The organism is Ruania alba (assembly GCF_900105765.1).
Lineage (GTDB): Bacteria > Actinomycetota > Actinomycetes > Actinomycetales > Beutenbergiaceae > Ruania > Ruania alba.
Genome location: NZ_FNTX01000001.1, coordinates 431,463 through 453,968, shown reverse-complemented (window position 1 = coordinate 453,968; position 22,506 = coordinate 431,463). Strand labels below are relative to the sequence as shown.

At 69.3% G+C, this 22,506-nt stretch carries 21 protein-coding genes, 1 pseudogene and 1 riboswitch; of the genes and pseudogenes, 8 read left to right on the top strand and 14 right to left on the bottom strand.

Features of this window, described 5'->3' with window-relative positions; all coding sequences use genetic code 11:
• Positions 1-10: 10 nt before the first annotated feature.
• The 5 genes and pseudogenes from BLU77_RS02050 to BLU77_RS02030 all read right to left on the bottom strand — a co-directional run bounded on the left by BLU77_RS02050 (position 11) and on the right by BLU77_RS02030 (position 5,376).
• On the bottom strand, positions 11-1,096 hold the full coding sequence (locus BLU77_RS02050; protein WP_089771472.1) for a BMP family lipoprotein: 1,086 nt from the start codon (positions 1,094-1,096) through the stop codon (positions 11-13).
• Positions 1,097-1,215: 119 nt separating this feature from the next.
• Positions 1,216-2,528: pseudogene (locus tag BLU77_RS23145) on the bottom strand (amidohydrolase).
• Positions 2,506-3,597: a mannose-1-phosphate guanylyltransferase gene (locus BLU77_RS02040; protein WP_089771471.1), complete on the bottom strand. Its 1,092-nt coding sequence runs from the start codon at positions 3,595-3,597 to the stop codon at positions 2,506-2,508. The pseudogene BLU77_RS23145 and the gene BLU77_RS02040 overlap by 23 nt, the downstream one beginning before the upstream one ends.
• Before the next feature lie 13 nt (positions 3,598-3,610).
• A complete protein-coding gene (locus BLU77_RS02035; RefSeq protein ID WP_089771470.1) occupies positions 3,611-4,690 on the bottom strand; it encodes a YihY/virulence factor BrkB family protein in 1,080 nt (359 codons plus the stop codon).
• A gap of 80 nt (positions 4,691-4,770) precedes the next feature.
• Positions 4,771-5,376, bottom strand: coding sequence for a 2'-5' RNA ligase family protein (locus BLU77_RS02030; RefSeq protein WP_245708626.1), 606 nt, complete (start codon positions 5,374-5,376; stop codon positions 4,771-4,773).
• Between the two features lie 227 nt (positions 5,377-5,603).
• Here BLU77_RS02030 and galT point away from each other — a divergent pair, with 227 nt between their 5' ends.
• Together galT and galK are read left to right on the top strand one after the other, a co-directional pair.
• The gene (gene galT / locus BLU77_RS02025) at positions 5,604-6,806 is read left to right on the top strand and encodes a galactose-1-phosphate uridylyltransferase (RefSeq protein ID WP_245708625.1); all 1,203 of its coding nucleotides are present in this window, start codon (positions 5,604-5,606) and stop codon (positions 6,804-6,806) included.
• A complete protein-coding gene (galK, locus tag BLU77_RS02020) occupies positions 6,803-7,999 on the top strand; it encodes a galactokinase (protein WP_089771468.1) in 1,197 nt (398 codons plus the stop codon). Before galT ends, galK begins: the two co-directional genes overlap by 4 nt.
• A gap of 230 nt (positions 8,000-8,229) precedes the next feature.
• Here the strand turns inward: galK and BLU77_RS02015 are convergent, their stop codons facing one another.
• Both BLU77_RS02015 and BLU77_RS21960 read right to left on the bottom strand, forming a co-directional pair.
• Positions 8,230-8,679 carry an NUDIX hydrolase gene (locus tag BLU77_RS02015; protein ID WP_089772907.1) on the bottom strand — a complete coding sequence of 150 codons (450 nt, stop codon included), beginning with the start codon at positions 8,677-8,679 and terminating at the stop codon, positions 8,230-8,232.
• 108 nt (positions 8,680-8,787) lie between these two features.
• Complete coding sequence (locus BLU77_RS21960) at positions 8,788-8,964, bottom strand: hypothetical protein (protein WP_175476907.1); 177 nt, start codon at positions 8,962-8,964, stop codon at positions 8,788-8,790.
• 290 nt (positions 8,965-9,254) lie between these two features.
• On the opposite strand from BLU77_RS21960, the gene BLU77_RS02010 reads away from it, so the two are divergent.
• The 3 genes from BLU77_RS02010 to BLU77_RS02000 are packed head-to-tail and all read left to right on the top strand — an operon-like array spanning position 9,255 to position 12,291.
• A complete protein-coding gene (locus tag BLU77_RS02010; protein ID WP_245708624.1) occupies positions 9,255-10,301 on the top strand; it encodes a permuted SH3 domain-containing protein in 1,047 nt (348 codons plus the stop codon).
• On the top strand, positions 10,298-11,083 hold the full coding sequence (locus BLU77_RS02005) for an ABC transporter ATP-binding protein (RefSeq protein WP_089771467.1): 786 nt from the start codon (positions 10,298-10,300) through the stop codon (positions 11,081-11,083). Before BLU77_RS02010 ends, BLU77_RS02005 begins: the two co-directional genes overlap by 4 nt.
• On the top strand, positions 11,080-12,291 hold the full coding sequence (locus BLU77_RS02000; RefSeq protein ID WP_089771466.1) for an ABC transporter permease: 1,212 nt from the start codon (positions 11,080-11,082) through the stop codon (positions 12,289-12,291). The genes BLU77_RS02005 and BLU77_RS02000 overlap by 4 nt, the downstream gene beginning before the upstream one ends.
• A 6-nt stretch (positions 12,292-12,297) precedes the next feature.
• Here BLU77_RS02000 and BLU77_RS01995 read toward each other — a convergent pair whose 3' ends face one another.
• From BLU77_RS01995 to BLU77_RS01985, 3 genes are read right to left on the bottom strand one after another with little or no spacing between them, the layout of a single operon-like run.
• A complete protein-coding gene (locus BLU77_RS01995; protein ID WP_089771465.1) occupies positions 12,298-12,879 on the bottom strand; it encodes a DUF5655 domain-containing protein in 582 nt (193 codons plus the stop codon).
• A gap of 1 nt (position 12,880) precedes the next feature.
• Entirely contained in the window at positions 12,881-13,702 is an 822-nt protein-coding gene (locus BLU77_RS01990) for an exodeoxyribonuclease III (protein ID WP_089771464.1), read from the bottom strand.
• 48 nt (positions 13,703-13,750) lie between these two features.
• Positions 13,751-15,952 carry an MMPL family transporter gene (locus tag BLU77_RS01985; RefSeq protein WP_342741432.1) on the bottom strand — a complete coding sequence of 734 codons (2,202 nt, stop codon included), beginning with the start codon at positions 15,950-15,952 and terminating at the stop codon, positions 13,751-13,753.
• 157 nt (positions 15,953-16,109) lie between these two features.
• Here BLU77_RS01985 and BLU77_RS01980 point away from each other — a divergent pair, with 157 nt between their 5' ends.
• Positions 16,110-16,577 (top strand): MarR family winged helix-turn-helix transcriptional regulator, encoded by a 468-nt coding sequence (locus BLU77_RS01980; protein WP_245708623.1) that lies wholly within the window; start codon positions 16,110-16,112, stop codon positions 16,575-16,577.
• 139 nt (positions 16,578-16,716) lie between these two features.
• Here BLU77_RS01980 and BLU77_RS01975 read toward each other — a convergent pair whose 3' ends face one another.
• Both BLU77_RS01975 and glyA read right to left on the bottom strand, forming a co-directional pair.
• On the bottom strand, positions 16,717-17,589 hold the full coding sequence (locus BLU77_RS01975) for a bifunctional 5,10-methylenetetrahydrofolate dehydrogenase/5,10-methenyltetrahydrofolate cyclohydrolase (protein ID WP_245708622.1): 873 nt from the start codon (positions 17,587-17,589) through the stop codon (positions 16,717-16,719).
• Positions 17,586-18,893, bottom strand: coding sequence for a serine hydroxymethyltransferase (gene glyA, locus BLU77_RS01970; protein WP_089771461.1), 1,308 nt, complete (start codon positions 18,891-18,893; stop codon positions 17,586-17,588). The genes BLU77_RS01975 and glyA overlap by 4 nt, the downstream gene beginning before the upstream one ends.
• 30 nt (positions 18,894-18,923) lie before the next feature.
• Positions 18,924-19,010: riboswitch (ZMP/ZTP riboswitch) on the bottom strand.
• Between the two features lie 67 nt (positions 19,011-19,077).
• Between glyA and BLU77_RS01965 the strand changes: the two genes are divergently transcribed.
• Entirely contained in the window at positions 19,078-19,560 is a 483-nt protein-coding gene (locus BLU77_RS01965) for a nuclear transport factor 2 family protein (protein WP_089771460.1), read from the top strand.
• Positions 19,561-19,578: 18 nt separating this feature from the next.
• On the opposite strand, the gene BLU77_RS01960 is transcribed toward BLU77_RS01965, so the two are convergent.
• Positions 19,579-20,115, bottom strand: coding sequence for a GNAT family N-acetyltransferase (locus tag BLU77_RS01960; RefSeq protein WP_089771459.1), 537 nt, complete (start codon positions 20,113-20,115; stop codon positions 19,579-19,581).
• 90 nt (positions 20,116-20,205) lie between these two features.
• Between BLU77_RS01960 and purU the strand changes: the two genes are divergently transcribed.
• Complete coding sequence (gene purU, locus BLU77_RS01955) at positions 20,206-21,081, top strand: formyltetrahydrofolate deformylase (protein ID WP_245708621.1); 876 nt, start codon at positions 20,206-20,208, stop codon at positions 21,079-21,081.
• A gap of 3 nt (positions 21,082-21,084) precedes the next feature.
• On the opposite strand, the gene BLU77_RS01950 is transcribed toward purU, so the two are convergent.
• Entirely contained in the window at positions 21,085-22,347 is a 1,263-nt protein-coding gene (locus BLU77_RS01950; RefSeq protein WP_089771457.1) for an ATP-binding protein, read from the bottom strand.
• Positions 22,348-22,506 lie beyond the last annotated feature (159 nt).

Here is a 22,506-nt window from a genome sequence, read left to right as displayed (position 1 = left end):
GTGCGGTCGATCAGTTGGCGCTGGGCGAGGTGATCTCGAGATCTCCCGCGACGATCTGCGCCTGCAGGTCCTCGATCTCGGTCTGCAGCTCGGCCGGCACTGCATCCTCGAAGTCGTGGAACGGGGCCAGCCCCACGCCACCGTTCTCCAGCGTGCCCACGTACGGCTCGGCGCTGAAATCACCCTCCACCGACGACTCGATGGTGTCGAACACGGCGGTCTGGATCTGCTTGAGCACCGAGGTGAGGATCAGGTGCTGGTAGTCGGCGTTGGCCGGCTGCTCATACCCGTCGGAGTCCACCCAGATCACCGAGACATCCTCGTGCTCGGCTGCTGCCCGCAGCGACCCGCCGCCCACCGGCCCGGCGACCGGGAGGATGATGTCGGCACCGTCGGCGATGAACTGCTGGGTGGTGTTGTACCCGTTCTCGGTGTTGGTGAAGTCACCGGTCATGGATCCGTTCTGGGCGTCCTTGTCCCAGCCGAGGGTCTGTACGTCGGTGCCGTGCGCCTCGTTGTAGGCAGCGACGCCGTCGACGAACCCGTCCATGAAGATCGTCACGGACGGGAAAGGCTGGCCGCCGTAGGTGGCCACGGTGCCGGTCTCGGTCATCCCGGCAGCCAGGTAGCCGGCCAGGTAGGCGGCCTCCTGGGTGTTGAACAACAGCGGCTTGGCGTTGTCGTACTCCACGGGGTTGAACTCGTCGTCGGAGAAGCCGGAGTCCACGAGCGCGAAGTTGAGGTCCTCGTTGGCCTCGGCGACCTCCTGGATGGTGTCCTCGAGGGCGAAGCCCACACCGATCGTCAGCGAGCAGCCCGCCTGCACCATGGCATCGGCGTTGGAGGCGTACTGGCCCGGGTCGGTGGACTCGGCATCGCGGATCGTCACGCCCAGGTCGGTCTCAGCCTGGGTGAGCCCGTTGTAGCCGGACTCGTTGAACGAGGCGTCGTCCCAGCCGCCTTCGTCGGAGATCATGCAGGCGAGGAAGTCGCTGTTGTCCTCGCCGGAGCCTCCGGTCTCCTCGGGGGCGGCACCACACGCCGCCAAGGTCAGGGCTGCGGCAGCGGTGAGAGCTGCGGGGATGGACTTCTTCACGTGGTCACTCCTCGGTGGGGCGGCTCGGCGGTCGGGGGTGTGACGCCGAGAGGCTGCCCCGTACCTTAGACACCCACCATGGCACCTGTGTTACATCGTGAGACACCTGGCGCGAGTTGTTACCGAACTGGTACCTCGTCGGCGTCGCCCGCGTGCAACCGGCGGCCGGCGTCCAGGGCCACCTGGGCGAGGAACCGTGCACCGACGCTGATCGCTCGTTCGTCCACCACGAGCTCCGGTTGGTGCAGGTCGTAGCTGCGACCACCCGGGGTGCGGGTACCCAGGCGGGCCATCGACCCACGAACCTGCGTGAGGTACCAGCCGAAGTCCTCACCGCCCAGGGACTGCTCGGTGAGCTGGACCGCCTCATCGCCGAGCACCGCGCCGGCTGCCTGCTCCATCAACCGCACGCTCTCGGCGTCGTTGTCCACCGGCGGCACACCACGCACGATCTGCAGGTCCACCTCCACCCCGGTGGGGCCGACGATCTGCTCGATCACCTCGTGCAGGAGTGATTCGGCGCGGTCCCAGGCTCGCACGTCCAGGCACCGCAGGGTCCCGGTGATCGTGCCGGTGGTCGGGATGGCGTTCGAGGCGGTGCCCGCCTTGATGGCGCCCCAGGTGAGATTGACGCCGGTGCGCGGGTCCAGTCGGCGGCCGAGCACCGCGGGGGTCATCGTGGCGACCAGGCCGAGCGCATAGACCACGTCCCCGGTCAGGTGCGGGCGGGAGGTGTGCCCACCGGTCGAGCTGACCGTCACCGTCACGGTGTCGGAGGCGGAGGTGATCGGTCCGATCCGGGTCCCGACGAATCCGACGTCGAGCTTTGGGTCACAGTGCACGGCGAAGATCCGGTCCACCCCGTCCAGTGCCCCGGCGGCGAGCAGATCGAGCGCTCCCCGGGCTGGATCTCCTCGGCCGGCTGGAAGATCAGCCGCACCCCGGCCGGCAACAAGTCGTCCTGAGCGAGCTGCGCCAGGGCCAGCCCGGCGCCGAGCACCACTGTGGTGTGCACGTCGTGGCCGCAGGCATGGCTCACGCCCCGGACTGTGGAGGCGTACTCCAGTCCAGTGGCCTCCTGGACGGCGAGGGCGTCGAGGTCGGCGCGCAGCGCCACCCGGCGGCGCTTGCGTGCCTGCGGGCCACCGTGCGTACCGGGCGGGTCGATGTCCACCGAGAGGCCGGTGGGGCTGAACCGGTGGACAGCTAGCCCAGCGTCCGCGAACCGTTCCGCGAGCAGCTCACAGGTCCGTGTCTCGGTGCGGCCCAGCTCGGGGTGGGCATGCACGTCCCGCCGGAATCCGATCAGCTCGGCGTTGAGGTCGGCGAGCAGGGCGGAGAGCCGGTCGGTCAGGTCGGATCGGGAGAGCACCTTCCCGAGGTTACCCGTGACAAGGGCTGACGCAGGCTCAGGTGAGCCCACCGTCGTCATCGGACAGTCGCGCCACGATCTCCTTCACCCGCTGCGCCTGGTCGCGCGTGGTCACCAGCACCGCGTCCGCGGTGTCCACCACGACGGCGTCCGGTACCCCGAGCAGCACCAGGCGCCTCCCGGAGCCGGTCACTGCGAGCGCTCCAGGGGAGTCGAGGGCCAGCACGTCGCTCTCCTCACCGAGCACCCGGACGTCGCCCAGGCCGGCGGGGAGAAGGTCGCCAAGTGACTGCCAGTCCCCCACATCGTCCCAATCGAACTCGCCGGGAACTACGGCTACTCCCCCGGCGGCGGCCACGGGTTCGGCGATCGCGTGGTCGATGGCGATCTTGGTGAGCGCGGGCCACTCACGGTCGAGGACGGCGGTGCGCTCGCTGGTGTCCCAGGCGGCGGCGATCCGCTCGAGGCCTGCGGCGAGGGTAGGTTGCAGGCGCGCGAGGTGGTCGAGCAGCACCCGGGCACGGACCACGAACATGCCGGCGTTCCACCGGTACGCGCCGGTGGCCAGGTACTCCTCGGCAGTCGCAGCGTCGGGTTTCTCGGTGAAGCCGTGCACGTGGTGGGCGCCGACGCCACTGGCGAGCGGGTCGCCCATGCGGATGTAGCCGAAGGCGGTCGAGGGTGCGGTGGCGCGGATGCCGATCGTCACCACGTAGTCCTCGGTCGCCGCAGCCACCGCGGTGCGGACCGCCCGGGCGAAGGCATCGGTGTCGGTGATCACGTGGTCGGCCGCGAAGGAGCCGAGGATCACGTCCTGGTCCGGGTGGCGGTGGGCGAGCAGTGCGGCCGCGAGACCGATCGCTGCCATCGAGTCCCGCGGGGAGGGTTCGGTGAGCAGGTCGCTGACGTCGAGGTCCAGCTGAGCTGCGACGGCGTCGGCGTGTTTGTCTCCGGTGACCACGACGAGACCGTCACTGAGTGGGAGAAGTCGGTCCGCCGTCGCCTGGATCAGGGTGCGGCCGGTGCCGGTGAGGTCGTGCAGGAACTTCGGGTGGTCCTGCCGCGAGAGCGGCCAGAGGCGGGTGCCGGCGCCGCCGGCGGGCACGACGGCGTAGAACGAGGGCTGCATCGGCTCAGCGTAGTCAGGCGCGGCGGGCCCCGGTGATCTTGCGGCCCAACCAGCCGATCAGCCCGCCCCAGTACGGCTCCGGGGGCGGCGGCTCCTCCGGCTGCACCCGGCCGGTCACCGGGTCGTGCTGCCACTCGAGGGTCTCGGGTTCGCTCATCGTGACGTAGTTCGGGGTTTCGTCGAAGTGGGTGATCATGTCGTCGGCCACCACGGGGTGCGGCGGCGGGTTCGAGGTCCAGGACGCGACCAGCAGGGTGAGCCGAACGACGAGGTTGATCCACAGCAGGAGGGTGCCGAGCGCGGCACCGGAGGCGAACAACGGGTTCTCGCTCAGATTGCCCCCCACCACAGACGTGCCGAGGTAGCGGAGCACGCCGGCGCCGACTGCGGCGATCAGGGCACCCAGCCACAGGTCGCGCTTCGGTGGCCGGATCCCGGCCAGCGTGCGATAGATCCAGACGAACACCAGCGTGTCCACAACGAGCACTACCGCCAGGCCGGCGATGCGCAGCAGCCACTTGCCGGCGGAGGTGTCTTCCCATCCGGCCAGCGAGAGCAACCACTGCGCAGCTGCACCGGCCGCGATGCCCATCGCGGAGGTGAGGATCACCGAGAGCGCGAGGCCGAGGAACCCGAGGAAGTCGCGCAGCTTGCCGAGTACCGGGTTCTCCGGCGGGGCGACCATGCCGAACATGACGCGGATCGACGATCGCAGCGCGGCGGGCACACGGACGGCGGTGAAGAAGAGCACGAGCACGGAGATGATCCCGGCCACCCCTGCCCCGCGGGAGAGCGTCAGGTCGTCCGGGCTGATCATGCCGTTCTCGTATTCGGGCGTCTTGATGAGACCGGGCAGGGAATCGGCAACAGCATCGATCACCCGCTGGCGGAGCTCCTCGTTGTCACCGAGCACCGCCATGAACGCGACATAGGCGATCGTCAGGGCCGCGAACACGGAGAAGAGAGCGGCGAAGGCGATGCCCCCGGAGAGGAGATTGCCGTTCGCCGTGCCGTACCGGGCCAGCGCCCGCATCACCCGGGTGTTCTTCAGCCAGTCGACGAACCGTGCTACCCCTGTCTTTTCACCTGCCATGGCTCCAGCATGTCGAAACCGAGCCGACGGCGCACGTCTGGCTCACCCGTGTCCACCGGCCGGGCGATGTGCGGGCGGGATCAGGAGGTCAGCACGTAGGTGCTGACGTCCCGCCACACGCCGTCGTCGCCGTGCTCGTAGAGGCAGAAGTGGGCCACCGGGAAGACAGCGTCGAAGCCGGCCATGTCGTGGAACGCCGCGTCGAGCGCCGCATCGTCGACCTCGTGCGCAAGGGTCACGTGCGGGTGGTACGGGAACCGGAGGGTCTGTGCGACAGGCCCGTCGTTCACCGCCGCCTGCAACTGGGCGCACTCCGCTACCCCGGAGTCCAGCCGGACGAACACCACCGGCGAGATCGGGCGAAAAGTGTCGGTACCGTGCAACTCCACGACGAACGGGCTCTGCTGAGAGGCGATGCTAGCCAGGTGGTGGTGCACATCGGCGACGGCATCGGCCGGCACATCGGTAGGTGGTAGCAATGTGATGTGCGGCGGGATGGCGTGAGCCAGGGGGTCCCGGGCGTGGATCCGGGCACGGACCAGGCTCGCCGCGTACGGCTCCGGGATGGGGATCGCGACGCCGATTCGCACCACGTCTGTGACCTGGTCCGCATTGAGCTGCGCGGGTGTGGCCACCTGTGCGCGCGGGACGAGGGACGGTGCGCCACGCATCATCGCGCGCTCCATCCGTGCAACCCCTGCGAGCACTTCATCGTCGTATTGTGCCTCACTCCCACCCGGGCCGACGCCGTCTTCACCACCACACTCGACCTCGCTCGTCCCGATCGACGGTGATGCGTAGCGCCACTCGGTTATTTGCGCGGCTCTACGTATGAGCGTCGATCGGTTTGTGGGCCACGTCGAGCATGTGCGATTGTGTGCGAATTGGTGCATTCTTGTGCGAGACTGGGTCGGTGAGTGATCTCCCCGCCTTGAGCACCGCGCAGGTGCGCCGCACCCCCACCACCCTCGCCGACGGTCGCGACTTCTTCTACTACGACGACTCCGAGCCGTACGTCTCCGGCGAGCAGACCCGCCGCCTGGATGACCCGCGCCCACTCGCGGACCGCTTCGCGCCCGTGGAGTCCGCGGACGGCAGCACCCAGCCGGTCACCGGCCCGGAGATGCGTTACGACGTGCTCACCGGCGAGTGGGTCCCGATGGCCTCGCACCGGATGAACCGTCCGCACCTGCCGGGCGGGAACGCCAACCCGCTCGCGCCCGCCAAGCCCGGTGCGGAGTACTCCGACGGCGAGATCCCGGACACCGATTACGACGTGGTCGTCTTCGAGAACCGGTTCCCGTCCCTGATGCGGGTACCCGGGGCGTCGGACGAGGTGACCCACCTCGATGGTGACGACCTCTACCCGGTGCGCCCCGCCGTCGGGCGCTGCGAGGTGATCTGCTTCTCCCCGGACGCCAGCGCCTCGCTGAGCTCGGTGTCCCCCACCCGGATGCGCACCATCGTGGAGGCGTGGGCGGACCGGACCGCCGCGCTCGCGCAGATCGACGGCGTGCAGCAGGTGTACTGCTTCGAGAATCGTGGCGCCGAGATCGGCGTGACGCTGCACCACCCGCACGGGCAGATCTATGCCTACCCCTTCCTCACCCCGAAGACCGACGCGATGCTGCGCCAGGCGCGTGCGCACCGCGAGCGCACCGGGCGCAACCTGCTGCGCGACGTGCTGGACGCGGAGCTGGCCTCGGGGCGGCGCATCGTCGCTGAGAGCGAGCACTGGGTTGCGTACGTGCCGGCGGCTGCGCGCTGGCCCGTCGAGGTGCATGTGGCACCGCGGCGCGACGTGCCCGACCTGCCGGCCACCACCGATGCCGAGCGCACCGATTTCGCCGAGCTGTACCTGAGCCTGCTCTCCAGGCTGGACCGCTTCTTCGTCGATTCCGACGGCGAACCGATGCCGTTGCCTTACATCTCCGGCTGGCATCAGGCGCCGGCGAGCGCCCGCGACGACCTGCGCCTGCACCTGCAGCTGTTCTCGATCCGTCGCGCACCGGGCAAGCTCAAGTACCTGGCCGGGTCCGAGTCAGGCATGGGAGCCTGGATTTCCGACACCACCCCCGAGCGCATCGCCGACCGCCTGAAGGAGATCCACCTGTGACCGACGTGGTGACCGCATGGACCGAGGACGCGGGCGCCGCACAGGCGCGCGCACTGTTCACCGAGGCGTTCGACGGCGTCGCGCCGGACGGTGCGTGGTCCGCCCCGGGCCGAGTGAACCTGATCGGGGAGCACACCGACTACAACGGTGGACTGTGCCTGCCGATCGCGCTGCCGCACCGCACCTATGTGGCGCTGCGCCGCCGGGACGATGACGCCATCCGGCTGATCTCCGGGCGCGAGTCGGGCCGGTGGGAGGCCCGGCTCGACCAGGTCGGACCGGGCACCGTGAGCGGGTGGGGCGCCTACCCCGCCGGGGTGGCGTGGGCGCTCGAGCAGCTCGGGCACGCCGTGGGCGGCTTCGACGCGGCCGTGGCCAGCGCCGTGCCGTACGGCTCCGGGCTCAGCTCCTCGGCAGCACTCGAGTGCGCCTTCGCAGTCGCCTTCGCCGGGGCACCGGGATGGACCGGACCGGACGCCGGCACCGACACCGGGCGGGTACAGCTGGTGACCGCCTGCATCCGCGCCGAGAACGAGATCGCCGGTGCGAACACCGGCGGGATGGACCAGGCCGCCTCGCTGCGGAGCCAGCCGGGGCACGCGCTCCTGCTGGACTGCCGGGACGGCGGCGTTCGGCACATCCCGTTCGACCTGTCCGCCGCAGGGCTCGAGCTGCTGGTGATCGACACCAAGGCCGAGCACGCACTGGTGGACGGTCAGTACGCGCAGCGGCGTGCCACCTGCGAGGCGGCGGCCGAGACGCTCGAGGTCCCAACACTGCGCGAGATCTCGCCAGACCTGCTGGACGGGGCGCTGGCGGCACTGCCCGGTGCGGAGTCCCGCAAGCGGGTCCGGCACGTGGTGACCGAGATCGGCCGGGTGGAGCAGTTCGTCGAGCTGCTCGACTCCGGACGCGTGCGGGAGGTGGGTCCGCTGATGGATGCCTCGCACGCGTCGCTGGCCGAGGACTACGAGGTCTCCTGTGCCGAGCTGGACGTGGCGGTGTCGGCCGCCCGCAAGGCAGGTGCCCTCGGAGCCCGGATGACCGGTGGCGGTTTCGGCGGGTCGGCGATCGCGCTGATCGAGGCGGGGACGAGCGAGGCGGTCTCGGCCGCGGTGGAGCAGGCGTTCGCCGATGCCGGTTTCGGCGCCCCGGCGTTTCTCACCGCGGTGGCGTCGAGCCCGGCGCGATAGCGGGCCTCCCTCCCAGGGCAGGCACCGCCGTCGGCCGCGAGGTGCCACTCCTCGTCGCCACGAACCCGTGGCAGCGACGGCGGATGGCACCAACCCGGGCACGATCTCGCGCTTGGTGCCGCTCGCTGTCGGTCCGCCCACCCCAGAGCGACATTCAACGGCACCTACGGGCGGTGGCGGTCAGGGCGGACCTACCGGCGGTGGTGGTCAGGTCGGCGCGATCACGGCGGTCACGCAGGCACGGTCAGTTCGCGGCCGCGGCGCGCCAGAGGTCGATGGCAGTCCACCAGCTCAACCCGGTCGAGACTGCCGACCTCGGCGAGCGGGATCCAGCGCGCCTCGTCAGTGCTTCCGTTCTCCTCGTGCCGCAGATCCCCACCGATGATCGCGGCTTCGTAGACGGCCCGGACGGCCTTCATCGGCCGGGTGCCGTGCAGGCGACGCTCGGCCGGAATGTGATGGGTATCGATGCCGAGCAGACGGACCGCCTCGACCCGGTATCCGGTCTCCTCCCACACCTCCCGGACCATGGTCTGCTCGGCGATCTCGGCGAGGTCGGCACCTCCGCCGGGCATCGTCCACCGGGGCCGGTCGCTCTCATTCCAGAGGGCGAGCAGGATCTGCTCGGTACTGGGGTCGATGATCACGCCGTAGGCGGCGAACCGGGTGTCGAAGTCCACGAGCGGCGAGTCTACGACGCCCCGGAGATGGGGTGCGTTGCCGAGACGATTCGGCCATCGCGCGACGGCGATGCACCCCACACGGCTCACGTCGTCGCCGGTGCGTCGCTAGTGTCGCCCCACATCCTCGTGAGCCACGAAGAACAGCGACCACGGCTCCCCGTCGGGGTCCGGCTCCTCCTCCTTGGCCTCGATGAACAACTCGCCGATCTTGCGGATCAGCTCTGCGCGGCGCTCCGGACGCATCCGCACTCCGAGCCGGATGATCGCCTCCGTGCGGTTCATCGTGGGGCACCTCCCCGTTCGGCGGGCTGCTCGGTGCTGGGCTCGGCAGCACCTGGGGCACCACCACTGCCCTGTGTGTGCGGGTGGTGGGTACCGTGATCGCCGCGATGCCCGTGGTGCTATCGCCGCTGTGGCGGATGACTGTGGTGCCGCGAGGAGATATCGAGCCCTCGTGTCCGGTCCGGCCCGTCGCAGGCCGATCCGGGACACGTGAACTCACCCCCGACTGTGCCTTGTCCCCTACACTGCACACACGTTGAACTGGGGCCGTACGGAACAAGGGGGTCGTCGTGGGCGTGACGCGCCGCATCATCTTTCCAGCATTGAGAATCCTCGTCTGGGCGGTGATCGCCGTGGCGCTGGTGCAGCTCGCGTTCGGGGGCGGCTCACCCACCCAGCCGGACACTGAGGCGCCCCAGGATGAGCCGCACGCGGACTTCACCGAACCGCAGATCGAGGTCACGACCGCCTCGATCACAAACACGGTGGAGATCGCCGGGACAGTCGTGGCGGACGCCGCAGTGCCCGCACCTGCCGAGCAGGAGGGCTACATCCTCTGGTTCGAGGTGAGCGACGGTGCAGAGGTCACCGAAGGCGATCGGTTGCTCGTGGTTCAGCAGGAGATCCCCCGCGACCCTGTGGAATCGACGGACGAGGACGGCAACATCACTGTCACCGAGCAGGAGCCTCAGGTGATCAGCTCGGTCGTGAAGGCACCAGCATCCGGGATCGTGGACTTCAAGGTGCTGGCCAACCAGACCGTCACCATCGGTGACGTTGTGGCGACCGTGGACCCGGGCACGCACTCGGTGATCGGCTCACTCACCCCGGAGCAGCAATACCGGCTCATCGATGCGCCGAGCGAAGGGGAGGTCACGGTGCCGAACGGACCGGCTCCCTTCACCTGCTCCAATCTGACCACGGGCACGAGCAGCAGTGCTGACGGCGGGAGCACCGGCCCTTCCAATCCGGACTCCGTCGCCCCTGAGGGGGACGCGCCCGGCGGCACCACCGTCCAGGCGAGCTGCTCCGTTCCCGACGACGTCACCGTCTTCCCCGGGTTGACTGCCACCCTGACGATCACGACGGGCTCGGTCGAGGATGCCCTGGTGCTGCCGGTGACCGCGGTGCAGGGACGATTCGAGACGGGCAATGTGTGGTTGCCCGCCGATGAGGGGGAACCCGCTGAGCACGAGGTCAGCCTCGGGCTCACCGATGGTGAGGTCGTCCAGATCACCGACGGGCTCGAGGCTGGGGACCTGGTCCTGGAGTTCATCCCGATCGGCGATGAGGAGCCGATCGACCCGTATGCCAGGGACCAGGAGATGGTCGGGTGAGTCTGCTCGAGCTGCATGGCGTGACCAAGTCCGTCCGCCTGCCCGATGACTCCGTGCTGGAGATCCTGCGCGGGATCGACCTGACCGTCTCCGCCGGCGAGCACGTTTCGGTGGTGGGCAGGTCCGGCACGGGCAAGTCGACCCTGCTGAACATCCTCGGGTTGCTCGACGCCGCCACGGACGGCGAGTACCTGCTCGACGGCGTGCCGATCGGCCGGCTGCGGTCCCGGCAGCGGGCCCGCCGCCGGGGCGAGGGCTTCGGTTTCGTGTTCCAGCAGTTCCACCTGCTGCCGGGGCGCACCGCCCTGGAGAACGTGATCGCGCCGTTGCTGTACGCCCGCGGCCGGATGTTCTGGCGCCGGCGAACGATCGCCGCCGACATGCTCGATCGAGTGGGTCTCGGCACCCGGATGGACTCGATGCCTGAGCACCTCTCCGGCGGCGAGCAGCAGCGTGTGGCCATCGCCCGCGCCCTGGTGCGCACTCCTCGGGTGATCCTCGCCGACGAGCCGACCGGCGCCCTGGACCTGGAGACCGGCGCCGAGATCATGACGCTGCTCGATTCGATGGCCACCGAGAACGACGCAGCGCTGATCGCCATCACACACGATCTCGCCGTCGCGTCCCGGGCGAAGCGGCACTTCCGCCTCGGCGACGGCGTGCTCACTCCGCTGGACCTACCGACTGAGGATCGCGCCCCCGACGACGTCCCGATCAGTCGCGCTGATCAGTCGCCCGCCGAGGACGAGCCGAGCGACGACGAACGCGAGTTCGTCTCATGACCTCGCTGGTGGGGGCGCTCGTCGAGGCGTGGAAGGAGCTGCGGGTGCACCGGCTCCGGGTATTGCTCTCCCTCGTCGGCGTCGCGATCGCAGTCACGGCGATGACCAGCGTGACGGCGATCGGGCAGATCGCCCAGCAGGGCCAGGCCGAACTCATCGAACGGCAGAGTGGGCGGCCGGCCACCCTCGGTGTCAACGCATGGTCCGAGGGTATGGGGGTGCCCCAGGGGGACGGTCAGGCAACGACCGACGCGATGCGCGAGGTGGTGGACCGTTACCGGATCGAGCACGCGAGCCTCACCTCCATGACCACCACCAACTTCCGGTTCCCGGCGGGAACGATGATGGTGCAGACGCAGGTGGTGGACCCTGCCTACGGGGCCATGCGGCGTATCCAGGTGGTGCACGGCACTTGGTTCACCGCGGCGGACGAGGACAGGTTCGCCCCCGCCGTCGTCGTGAACGAGGCATTCCTGCGTGAACTGGGAGTTGCTGACCTGAGCGAGCCGGTCACAGCGACGATAACCGGTGACCCGGACGTAACGACCACCATCATCGGCGTGGTCCCCGATCAGTGGGACGGGGCGATGCCAGAAGCGTTCCTGCTGCACGCGGCGTTCGACCGGTGGGGCATGAGTGACCCGATGATGACGGGGCCACCGACGCTCGAGGTGTGGATCGGACCCGAGGTGGCGGACATCGCCCAGGAGACCATCACCCGCGACCTTCAGGCCATGCTCGGTGCGAGCACGCACGTCGAGGCCTACCGGATGGATGCGTTCGGCTACGAGGCCTTCGACCAGGCCTTCCAGCTGATCGTCACCGGCATCGGCGTACTGGTGCTGCTGCTGGGCGCCCTCAGCCTGGTCAACATCGCGCTGGTCACGGTGCGCCAGCGGATCCGGGAGATCGGGATCCGTCGCTCATTCGGCGCCACGTCCGCACGTGTGTTCTTCTCCATCATGATGGAGTCCGTGGTGGCCACGTTCATCGCTGGTGTGATCGGGGTGGCGATGGCTATCGCAATCGTGCAGAACATGCCCCTCGATGACTGGCTCGGCTGGGGTGGCGTCCAGGACGCGCCGCCGTTCCCGATGGAAGCGGCGATGACCGGACTCGTGGCCGCGACCGCCGTCGGGGCGTTGGCCGGCCTGCTGCCCGCGCTGGTCGCCGTCCGGGTGAAACCGATCGACGCGATCCGCTACTGACCCTCCTCACCAGCTCTGCTGCCAGGCCGCCTCGAGCAGGTCACGCACCCGGTCGTCCACCTCGGTCACATCCCGCAGCCGCACCCGGCGGTCCAGCGGCTGGTCCTTGTTCGGCGTGAGCACCTCCACGCGATCGTCGGCCGGCACGTCCAGACGCAGCAGCAGGTGCAGCGCACTCTTCGCGGCCGGCACCACCTGGGCGAACTGACGCCGTCCGGTGCGCAGCGAGACGTAGGTCTTGCGGGCCTGGAGCTGCGCGCCGAGCCCGGTGGCGATCTCGAAGACCACCTCGGCGATCGGGCGCAGCCCGGGCCGGTCGGCGTACTGATCGTCCACCAGCTCCTGCCCGGAGAGCTCGAAGAACTCCGGTGGCCCGAACATCTCCCAGATCACGGCGTCCTGCCCGCGCCCGCGCACGTCCTGCTCGGCGAGCCAGGTGCGCGCCTCCTCAGGCGTCCCCGCACCCGCGGCCCGGACCCGGTCGGCCCAGGCAGCGACGTCGGCACCGGTGCGGCGCTGCAGGATCGCCCGGCTGTCATCCACCATCTGCTGCCACCCGGCGAACCGGGGTTCGTTCTCCGCGGACATGTCAGCGATCGTAGGACACCCGCAGCGGGGCGTGGTCGGAGATCCGTTGGTCGTAGGCGGGGTCCCGGTCCACCACCGCCGAAGTGGCCAGGGGCGCGAGCGCAGGACTGGCGAACTGATAGTCGATCCGCCAGCCGGAGTCGTTGTCGAAGGCCTTCCCGCGCCAGGACCACCACGTGTACGGCCCGTCCACATCTCCAGCGAACGCGCGCCCCAGGTCCACCCACCCATGCTCACCGGTCCACCGATCCAGGTAGGCCCGCTCCTCGGGCAGGAATCCCGCGTTCTTCCGGTTGCCCTTCCAGTTCTTGATGTCGCGCTCGGTGTGCGCGATGTTCACGTCCCCACCCACGACGGCGGCTCTCCCCTGCCTGCTCAGCTCGGCCATCCGGTCGGTCACCTTGTCCAGGAACGCGTACTTCTCGTCCATCGACGGCGTCCCGGCGGTCCCGGAGTGGATGTAGGTGGAGATCACGGTGATCGTCTCCTCGCCGCGCTGGATGTCGGCCTCCACCCAGCGGCCCACCTCACCATCGGCCCGGGTGGCCGGATCGCCTACACCGAACCGGACGCCGTCGAGCGGGAGACGGGAGGCGATCGCCACGCCGGCGCGCCCCTTGGCCACCCCTTCCTCGTGCGCGAGGTGCCACCCCTCGCCGAGGTAGCCAGTGACGATCTCGTCGGTGGCACGGACCTCCTGCAGCAGCAACACATCGGGTTCGCGTGCGGCGATCCATTCGGCCATCCCGCGCCGGAAGGCAGCCCGGATCCCGTTGACGTTGAAGGTGGCAATACTCAGTGCGGGAGGAGAAGAGCTCGACATGGAACCATCCCATCACGGCCCGCCGACACTCCCTGACGGACGGGAGACTCAGTCCGCCGGCATCCGCCGCGCCCACGGCCACCAGGTGCGCCGACCCAGATCGTGCACCAGACCGGGCACCAGCAGGCTGCGCACCACGAAGGTATCGATCAGCACGCCCACGGCCACGATGAACGCGAGCTGAGCCAGGAACAGCAGCGGGATCACCCACAGCGCGGAGAACGTGGCCGCGAGCACCAGGCCGGCCGAGGTGATCACTCCCCCCGTCACCGCCAGCCCCGTGCGCACCCCGGGCCGGGTGCCGAGCTGCAACGACTCCTCTCGCACCCGCGTCATCAGGAAGATGGAGTAGTCGATCCCGAGCGCCACCAGGAACACGAAGCCGTACAGCGGCACCGTGGCGTCGGCGCCGGGGAAGTCGAGCAGGTGGTTGAACACCAGGGCGGAAAGCCCCATGGTGGCGGCGAAGGACAGGACGTTCGCGGCCAGCAGGACTAGCGGAGCCACCACGGAGCGCAGCAGGATCATCAACATCAGCGCGATCACGAGCAGGACCACCGGGATGATGGTGCGCAGGTCGCGCTCGGCCGTCTCCTGGGTGTCCAGGCGTTGCGCAGCCTCGCCACCGACGAGGATGTCCTCGTTCACCGTTTCCAGGGCGGTCCGCACCTCGGTCACGGTCGCCAGCACGGCCTGGCTCTCCGCGGAATCGGTGGTGACCACCTCCACCAGGACGCGCCCGTCGATCACCATCGCCTCACCCTGCCCAGGCACGCCCTGGCCGGACCCCTCGGTCACCACGGCCGCGGACGTGACGCCGTCGACACTCTCGGCAGCGGCGAGGACATCATCGGTGGACCCCTCGGGCGCGACCACCTGGATCGGCTGCACGGTGCCGACGGCGAAGTGCTCGGCGAGCACCTCCTCCCCGGCCACGGACTCCACCTCGCTGAGGAAGACGTCGTTGTCGCTGGTGCCCTCGGCCTGGAAGGTCGTGGCGAAGGCCGCCAGCACACCCAGCACGACGGCGGTACTCACCCAGACCACCCGGGCTCGCTTGGTCACCAGGGTCGCCACCCGGGCCCACAGGCCGGTGGTGGGCACGCCCGCGTCCTGCACGGACCTCTCCGGGGCGTAACGGGGGCGGGACGGCCAGAACATGGCACGGGACCGCGCGCCGAGCACGAGCAACAGGGCCGGCAACAGCGTGAGCGCACCGAGGACCGAGGCCACGATGCCGATCGCGGCGATCGGACCGAGGCTGGCGTTGGAGCCGAGGTCGGAGAGCAACAGGCACAGCAGGCCCACGATCACGGTGCCGGCACTGGCCGCGATCGGCTCCAGCGTGGCACGCCAGGCGGCCCGCATCGCGGCGGCGGGGTGCTCGTTGCGGGTGAGCTCCTCGCGGTAGCGGGCCACCAGCAACAGCGAGTAGTCGGTGGCAGCGCCGATCACGAGGATGGAGAGGATGCCCTGGCTCTGCCCGTTCAGGAGGAGCACGTCGGCGCCAGCCAGCGGCACGATCACCAGTGCCGCCAGGCACAGGGAGAACACCGAGGTGAGAATGACGGCGAAGGGCAGCAGCGGGGACCGGTAGACGATCGCGAGAATCACCAGCACCACCGCCAGCGCCACGCCGAGCAGGATGCCGTCGATCCCGGCAAAGGCCGAGACCAGGTCGGCCACACCGGCGGCCGGTCCGGTCACCCAGCCGGCCAGGTCGGCATCGGGGAGGGTGTCGGCTACCTCGGCACGGATGCGTTCGGTGACGGCGGTGGAGACCCGCTCCTCGTCCTCGCCGAGCAGGTCGCTCGCCTGGGCGGCATCCAGAGAGATAGGGAGGAGCGCCGCCTCACCGTCCTCGCTGGGAACGGTCGGGATCTGGGACGTGACCAGGTAGTCGGCGACTGTTGCCCCGCCGGGCAGGTCCAGACCAGGGATGGATTCGGCGAGGGTGCCGATGGCGGCCAGGTCCTGCGGGGTGAGTGCCCCGCCATCATCAGCTTCGATCACCAGCAGCGCGGGAAGCGAGGTGTCCTCGGAGAAATCGGCGATCAGCTCGTTCGCCTGGGTGGACTCGGCACTCTCGGGCAGGAAGGCTGCGGGGTCGTTCTCCTGGACTCCCGAGAGATTGCCCTGCGCCATCCCGCCGAAGCCTCCGATGGCGAGCCAGGCGACGAGCGCGAGGGCAACCATGAGGGAGCGCACCAGAGCGGGTCGGCGGCTGCTCGCACCGGCATTAGTCAGCATGCTGAGCATTCTGCGACGGGAGCCCTCCTTCGCGCAAGCAAATGGACCGCGACTTTGGAATCGAGTGCGGGCCTTTTCGGCTATATCTCACAAGGTGAGCGAGAAGGGCCGCACTCGGCGAAGGGTGGAGGCGGCGGCCCGTGCCAGGATGGACGTCGTGCCGCAGTCTGCCCCTCTACCTGACGAGCCCACGCCCGCACCGGGCCCGGGCGTGGCCGAGCGCCCGGACGAGTGGCCCACCGGCCGGTTGCTCTCCGCCGCGGCCCGGCGGGTGGAACGGGCCTGGGACACCTATCTCGCCCAGTGGTCGCTCAGCCACGCCTCGCTGCCGGTGCTGGCCGTGCTGGCCGGCGGTGGCCACTCCCAGCGGGAGATCGCCGAGCACACGGGCGTGACCGAGCAGACGATGAGCCGGATCATCCTCGGCCTGGAACGCACCGGCTACGTGCGCCGCTACCCGCACCCCGAGGACCGCCGTCGTCACATCGTGGAGATCACCGGCGAGGGGTTCGCGGCGCTGAGCTCGCTGAACGTGCCGGATGCGATCGACGGCCTGGTCACGCACGACCTGGACGAGACCGAACTCGCCGATCTGCGCCGGCTGCTGATCCGCTTCCTCGGCTGACCCCAGCCCGCCGGGGCGGGATCATGGTCGATCCCAACCCGCCCGGGGCGGATCTACGATCGTTCCCTTGGAACCACGGCAGGGTTGTGGTCGCTTTCAGGCCGACAAGCGACCACAACCCTGCCCACGGCGGTGGGAACTACGCCCGACGCTCGGCCGCCTCGACGGCGTTCTGGAACAGCATCGCGATGGTGGTCGGGCCCACGCCACCCACCCGCGGGGTGATCGCGCCGGCCACGGCCTCGCAGGACTCGTCGACATCCGGCAGCAGCTTGCGCCCTTCGTAGCGCACGCCTCCCCCGACCACGGTGACCCCCGCCGTCAGGTGCTCCGGCTGCAGGATCCCCGGCACCCCGGCGGCCGCGATGACCACCTCGGCCCGGCGGGTGTAGTCGGCCCAGTTCGGTACCCCGGTGTGCACCACGGTCACGGCCGCGTTCGCCGTCGGGCGCTTCTGGGAGAGCAGCAGTGCGAGCGGACGGCCGAGCGTGGTGCCGCGGCCGAGGATGCACACCTCCCGGCCGGAGATCGGCACCTCGTAGTGAGCGAGGATCGCCTCGATCCCGGCCGGCGTGCACGGCACCGGGCCGGGCATGCCGAGCGCCAGGCGCCCCATGTTCACCGGGTGCAGCCCGTCCACGTCCTTGTCCGGGTCGAGGGCGAGCAGCGCGGCGTCGAAGTCGATCTGCGGCGGGGTCGGGTGCTGCATCAGCACCGCATCCACGTCGTCGGCGTCGTTCATCTCAGTGATCGCAGCCAGTACGTCCGCCTGGGACGCGTCCTGACCGAGGTGGATGTGCGGGGAGGTGAAGCCGAGTTCGCCGGCCCGCTCCTGCTTCATCCGGATGTAGCCCGCGCTGGCCGAGTCATCGCCCACCAGGATCGTGCCCAGGCCCGGGCGGTGCCCGGCGGCCACGAGCGCCTCGATCCGGGGGGCCAGGTCGGCGAAGACCGCCTCGGCGACCGGCTTGCCGGGCATCATCCGCGCGCCGGTCTGCTCCGGGGCGCTCACTGGGCCAGTCCCGGGTAGAGCGGGAACGCGTCGGTGAGCTTCTGCACCCGGGCCTTGGCGGCCTCGATGTCCGCACCGGTTCCGGCGGCGAGCACGGTGCCGATGATGTCGGCCACCTCGCGGAACTCGGTCTCGCCGAACCCGCGGGAGGCGAGCGCCGGGGTGCCGATCCGCAGGCCCGAGGTCACCCGCGGCGGGCGCGGGTCGAACGGGACCGCGTTGCGGTTCACGGTGATGCCGGCTGAGTGCAGGAGGTCCTCCGCCTGCTGACCGTCCAGGGCGGAGTCCCGCAGGTCCACCAGGGTCAGGTGCACGTCGGTGCCGCCGGTGAGCACCGACACCCCGGCGCCCGCGACATCGGCAGCGGTGAGCCGCTCGGCGAGGATCTGCGCTCCCTGCACGGTGGCTGCCTGCCGCGCGGCGAACTCCTCACCGGCGGCCACCTTGAGTGCGACCGCCTTCGCGGCGATCACGTGCATCAGCGGGCCACCCTGCTGGCCGGGGAACACTGCCGAGTTGAGCTTCTTGCCGAAGCCTTCGGCGTCCCGGGCGAGGATCAGGCCGGAACGAGGCCCGCCAAGCGTCTTGTGCACGGTGGTGGAGACGACGTCGGAGTGCGGCACCGGGCTCGGGTGCAGCCCCGCGGCCACCAGACCGGCGAAATGCGCCATGTCGGTCCACAGGTAGGCGCCGACCTCGTCGGCGATCTCACGGAAGGCGGCGAAGTCGAGCTGGCGCGGGTAGGCGGACCAGCCGGCGATGATCACCTTGGGCTTGTGCTCGAGGGCGGCATCGCGCACGGCGTCCATGTCCACCCGGTAGGTGTCCGGGTCCACGCCGTAGGCGGCGACGTTATAGAGCTTGCCGGAGAAGTTGATCTTCATCCCGTGCGTCAGGTGCCCACCGTGGGCCAGGGAGAGCCCGAGGATGGTGTCGCCCGGGGTGGCCAGCGCGTGCAGCACCGCGGCGTTGGCCGTGGCACCGGAGTGCGGCTGCACGTTGGCGTACTCGGCGCCGAAGAGCGCCTTGGCCCGGTCGATCGCGAGGTTCTCGGCGATGTCGACCTGCTCGCAGCCGCCGTAGTAGCGCTTGCCGGGATAGCCCTCGGCGTACTTGTTCGTGAGCACCGACCCCTGGGCCTGCAGGACGGCGCGGGGGACGAAGTTCTCGCTCGCGATCATCTCGAGGGTGTCGCGCTGGCGGCCCAGCTCCCCCTCGAGGACGGCGGCGATCTCGGGGTCGAGTTCGGCGAGGCTCTGGTCACGCACCGGCGTGGTGGCCTGCTCGGACACGGACTGGGTCATGGATCCTCCAGGTGGATGCATCGGCGGTACCCTCGCGGCCCAGGCGGGCGACCGTGAGGCTCGTCTTCTGCATCGCTCCCCGGTGGTGATCCACCTGCGCCAGTCGCGATGGGTCCAGCCTAGACGATATGACGACGGCTCAGCCAGAGACGGTCATGTCGCAGGTCGGGTCTAGTTTGCTCAGATGGACGAACTCGCATCGATCACTCGACGGCTGCACCACCTGGAATCGCTGGAGGAGATTCGCGACCTTGCTGCCCGATATTGCTGGGGCGCGGACCACCGTGATGCGGACGTGTGGAAGTCGGTCTGGTCCCCCAACGCTGTCTGGAAGGTGGGCCCAGCCCGCGAGTTCGTCGGCCTGGGCGAGATTCAGGCCGCGGTTCGGCACCAGTGGGCACAGTTTCCGCGGATGCAGCACGCCACAGTGAATCACCGCGTCACCGTCTCAGGCGACACCGCCACTGGTACGGCGGACGTCGTTGTGATGACACAACTCGGTCAGGCATTCGGAGGCTGGGCCGACGACTGGCTCTGCGGGGGCGGCACGTATCAGGACGAGTACGTCTGCCTTGGAGGTTCCTGGTACCTCAGCAGGAGGGAAGCCACGGACAATGTGCTCTTCGGCCCCACTCCCACGTTTGACCCGGCGGGCAAACGCCCATAACCCTTCAACGTTCTGTCCTCAGCGCGTGACGCCCAGATCGTCACCTGGGACGTCGACGGAGGCACTGTCGTCATCACCGGCCATCCCGCCGAGGATCTTGCGCAGGTAGGCGTAGGTGAGGTCACCGGCGTTCTGGTCGTATTGGTGCTCGAACCCGTGCTTGGCGTAGAGGGAGAGGTTCTGCTTGGAGTCCTGCCCGGTGAACACCCAGACCTCCTGGGTCTGCTCGGGCAGGTAGTGCAGCACCGCCATCAGTAGCTGGGTGCCGATGCCCTGGCCCTGCAGGTCGGGCACCACGGCGAGGCGGCCGAGCAGCGCGCGGTCCTCCTCCAGGCCCACCCGCACCGAGCCCACCAGCCGGTTCTCCATCCAGGCACCGAGGGTGACGACGTCGGCACGCGCCAGGTCCTCGGTGAGCTCGTCCAGGGTCTGGGTGAGAGAGGGGATGTGCGGATCGTCGTAGAGCTGGGCCTCGGTCACGAACGCGGCACGGCGCACGGTGAGCAACTCACCGGCATGGTCGGCGTCGACGACGTCGATCTTCAGCTCATCCATGTGCCTATCCTTCCATCCCCGGCGCACTCGTGTGTACTCGAACACACACTCGTGTCCGGGCCGCCACCGCCGGGCTACTACTCTCGGCGTGTGACCAACGCAGCCACCGAATCCGCGACCCCGCCCACGCAGTGGGTGCTCACCCTCTCCTGCCCGGACCGGCCCGGCATCGTGCACGCGGTGGCCGGTGCGATCGCGACCCGCGGCGGCAACATCACCGAGTCCCAGCAGTTCGGCGACCCCGAGACAGGGCTGTTCTTCATGCGGGTACAGGTCGAGGCGGACCTTCCGCAGTCCGAGTTGGAGGCCTCGCTCTCCCCGGTGGCCGAGCAGTTCGGGATGACCTGGCTGGTGGACCGGGTCGGGCGGCCGATGCGCACCCTCGTGCTCGGGTCCACCACCGAACACTGCGTGGGCGACCTGCTGTTCCGCCAGCAGTCGCAGCGCCTGCCGGTGGACATCGTCGGCGTGGTCTCCAACCACACGGTGCTGCAGCCGCTCGCCGAGTTCTACGGCGCGGGCTTCCACCACGTACCGGTCACGAAGGCGACGAAGGCCGACGCTGAGGCGCGGCTGCTCGAGCTGGTGGACGAGATGGACGTCGAGCTGGTGGTGCTGGCCCGGTACATGCAGATCCTCTCCGACGACGTCTGCACCGCCCTGGCGGGTCGGGTGATCAACATCCACCACTCGTTCCTGCCGAGTTTCAAGGGTGCGCGCCCGTACGCGCAGGCGCACGACCGAGGGGTGAAGCTGATCGGGGCCACGGCGCACTACGCGACCGCGTCGCTGGACGAGGGCCCGATCATCGAGCAGGACGTGGAGCGGGTGGACCACTCCGACGACGTCACTGCCCTGATCGCGATGGGTCAGGACGTGGAGCGGCGCGTGCTAGCCCGTGCGGTGCGCTGGCACGCCGAGCACCGGGTACTACTGGACGGGCACCGGACGGTCGTCTTCCGCTGACTGTCAGTCCCGCAGGGCGGTCAGAGGCACGACATTCACACCGTCGTCGCGACGGTGGGCGAGGCCCCACCCCGTGACGACGAGCAACCCCAGGCACTCGCCTGTTCGCTCGTCCACGTTCTCGGCAAAGCGCAGCAGAGAACTCGCTGCGTGGTCGACGGCACCTGGCCCGAGCTTGATCTCGACGGCCATCCATGCGCCGTCACGCCGCTGCAGGACTGCGTCTGCTTCACGGCCGGAGGAGTCTCGTGCATGGAACACTCTGACTCCGTGGCGCTGACCGTAGACGCGCAGATCTCTGACTGCCAGCGACTCGAACAACTGCCCGGTAAAGTTGAGATCGCGCATCAGCTCCTCCGGCCCAGCACCCAGGGCGGCGACGGCCAGGGAGGGGTCGACGAAGTGCCGCTTGGGCGCCTTGCGCAGGGTCGCGCTGGACCGCAGATGCAGCGACCAGGCCGGCGCATCCTCGACCACCATGAGCCGGGAGAGCGCGTCGAGATAGTCGACGATGGTCTCCCATGCAAACGAGCCAGTGCCCTCTCCCACGTCCGTGGCCAAGGTGGAAATGCTCGACTCGGTCGCCGAGCTTCGCGCCAACGAGCTCAGCAGCTGGCGGACTCTGTTCGGGTCCCGTCGACGATTGGAAACAGCGCTGATGTCCACCTCGGCGAGAAGGTCGACATAGTGCTGGATCTGGGTGCGGGCATCGGCGAGGGGCGCACCCTGGACGCTCGGCCATCCACCGCGAACGAGGGCGTCGATGATCCCGGGCAGGTCAGGCTCGGTGACGACCGTCGACGGGCGCTCCCCTGCGAGCAGCGACCAGAGACTCACTTCACCGCTCGATTGACCCGATTCCCAGAGCGTCATCGGCCGCATTCGCAGCCGTGCGATCCGACCGGCCCCTGAGTGCAAACGCGCATCCTCAACCGGCTGCGCGGACCCGGTGAGGATGAACTGCCCCTTGCCCTGGCGGTCGTCCACTGCTCGTCGCACGACATTCCAGAGCTGCGGCTGCCCCTGCCACTCGTCGATAAGTCGCGGCGTGCCGCCACTCAGAAGCAACGCGGGATCGACGGCCATCATTGCCGGGACCTGAGGATCGACGTCCACGCGCACCTCACTCGAGGCCACCCGCCGCCCGGTCTCCGTCTTGCCGCAGGCCTTCGGCCCCTCGATGAGAACGGCACCCGAGATTCGCAGGAGGCCTTCCAGCTCCGCGTCCACCACACGCGGCAGGTACGCTCCCGAATCAGCACTCATGGGGCCATTCTAGAGTCTGTCGACCGTCTAGTCGAGAAATTGTGGACTAGTCAGTCGACAAAATACATGCCACTCAGCCGAGAACTTGCTGTCGACTCAGTCGAGACTCTATCGGCCCCTCAGTCAAGACAACATCGCCTAGCGAGTCGAGAGATTGCC

Excerpts from the sequence above, each read along its gene's own strand:
- BLU77_RS02040 (WP_089771471.1), bottom strand. The coding sequence starts at position 3,597 with ATGCAGCCCTCGTTCTACGCCGTCGTGCCCGCCGGCGGCGCCGGCACC.
- BLU77_RS02035 (WP_089771470.1), bottom strand. The coding sequence starts at position 4,690 with ATGGCAGGTGAAAAGACAGGGGTAGCACGGTTCGTCGACTGGCTGAAG.
- BLU77_RS02030 (WP_245708626.1), bottom strand. The coding sequence starts at position 5,376 with ATGGAGCGCGCGATGATGCGTGGCGCACCGTCCCTCGTCCCGCGCGCA.
- BLU77_RS21960 (WP_175476907.1), bottom strand. The coding sequence starts at position 8,964 with ATGAACCGCACGGAGGCGATCATCCGGCTCGGAGTGCGGATGCGTCCG.
- BLU77_RS02000 (WP_089771466.1), top strand. The coding sequence starts at position 11,080 with ATGACCTCGCTGGTGGGGGCGCTCGTCGAGGCGTGGAAGGAGCTGCGG.
- BLU77_RS01995 (WP_089771465.1), bottom strand. The coding sequence starts at position 12,879 with ATGTCCGCGGAGAACGAACCCCGGTTCGCCGGGTGGCAGCAGATGGTG.
- BLU77_RS01990 (WP_089771464.1), bottom strand. The coding sequence starts at position 13,702 with ATGTCGAGCTCTTCTCCTCCCGCACTGAGTATTGCCACCTTCAACGTC.
- BLU77_RS01985 (WP_342741432.1), bottom strand. The coding sequence starts at position 15,952 with ATGCTGACTAATGCCGGTGCGAGCAGCCGCCGACCCGCTCTGGTGCGC.
- glyA (WP_089771461.1), bottom strand. The coding sequence starts at position 18,893 with ATGACCCAGTCCGTGTCCGAGCAGGCCACCACGCCGGTGCGTGACCAG.
- BLU77_RS01965 (WP_089771460.1), top strand. The coding sequence starts at position 19,078 with ATGGACGAACTCGCATCGATCACTCGACGGCTGCACCACCTGGAATCG.
- BLU77_RS01960 (WP_089771459.1), bottom strand. The coding sequence starts at position 20,115 with ATGGATGAGCTGAAGATCGACGTCGTCGACGCCGACCATGCCGGTGAG.
- BLU77_RS01950 (WP_089771457.1), bottom strand. The coding sequence starts at position 22,347 with ATGAGTGCTGATTCGGGAGCGTACCTGCCGCGTGTGGTGGACGCGGAG.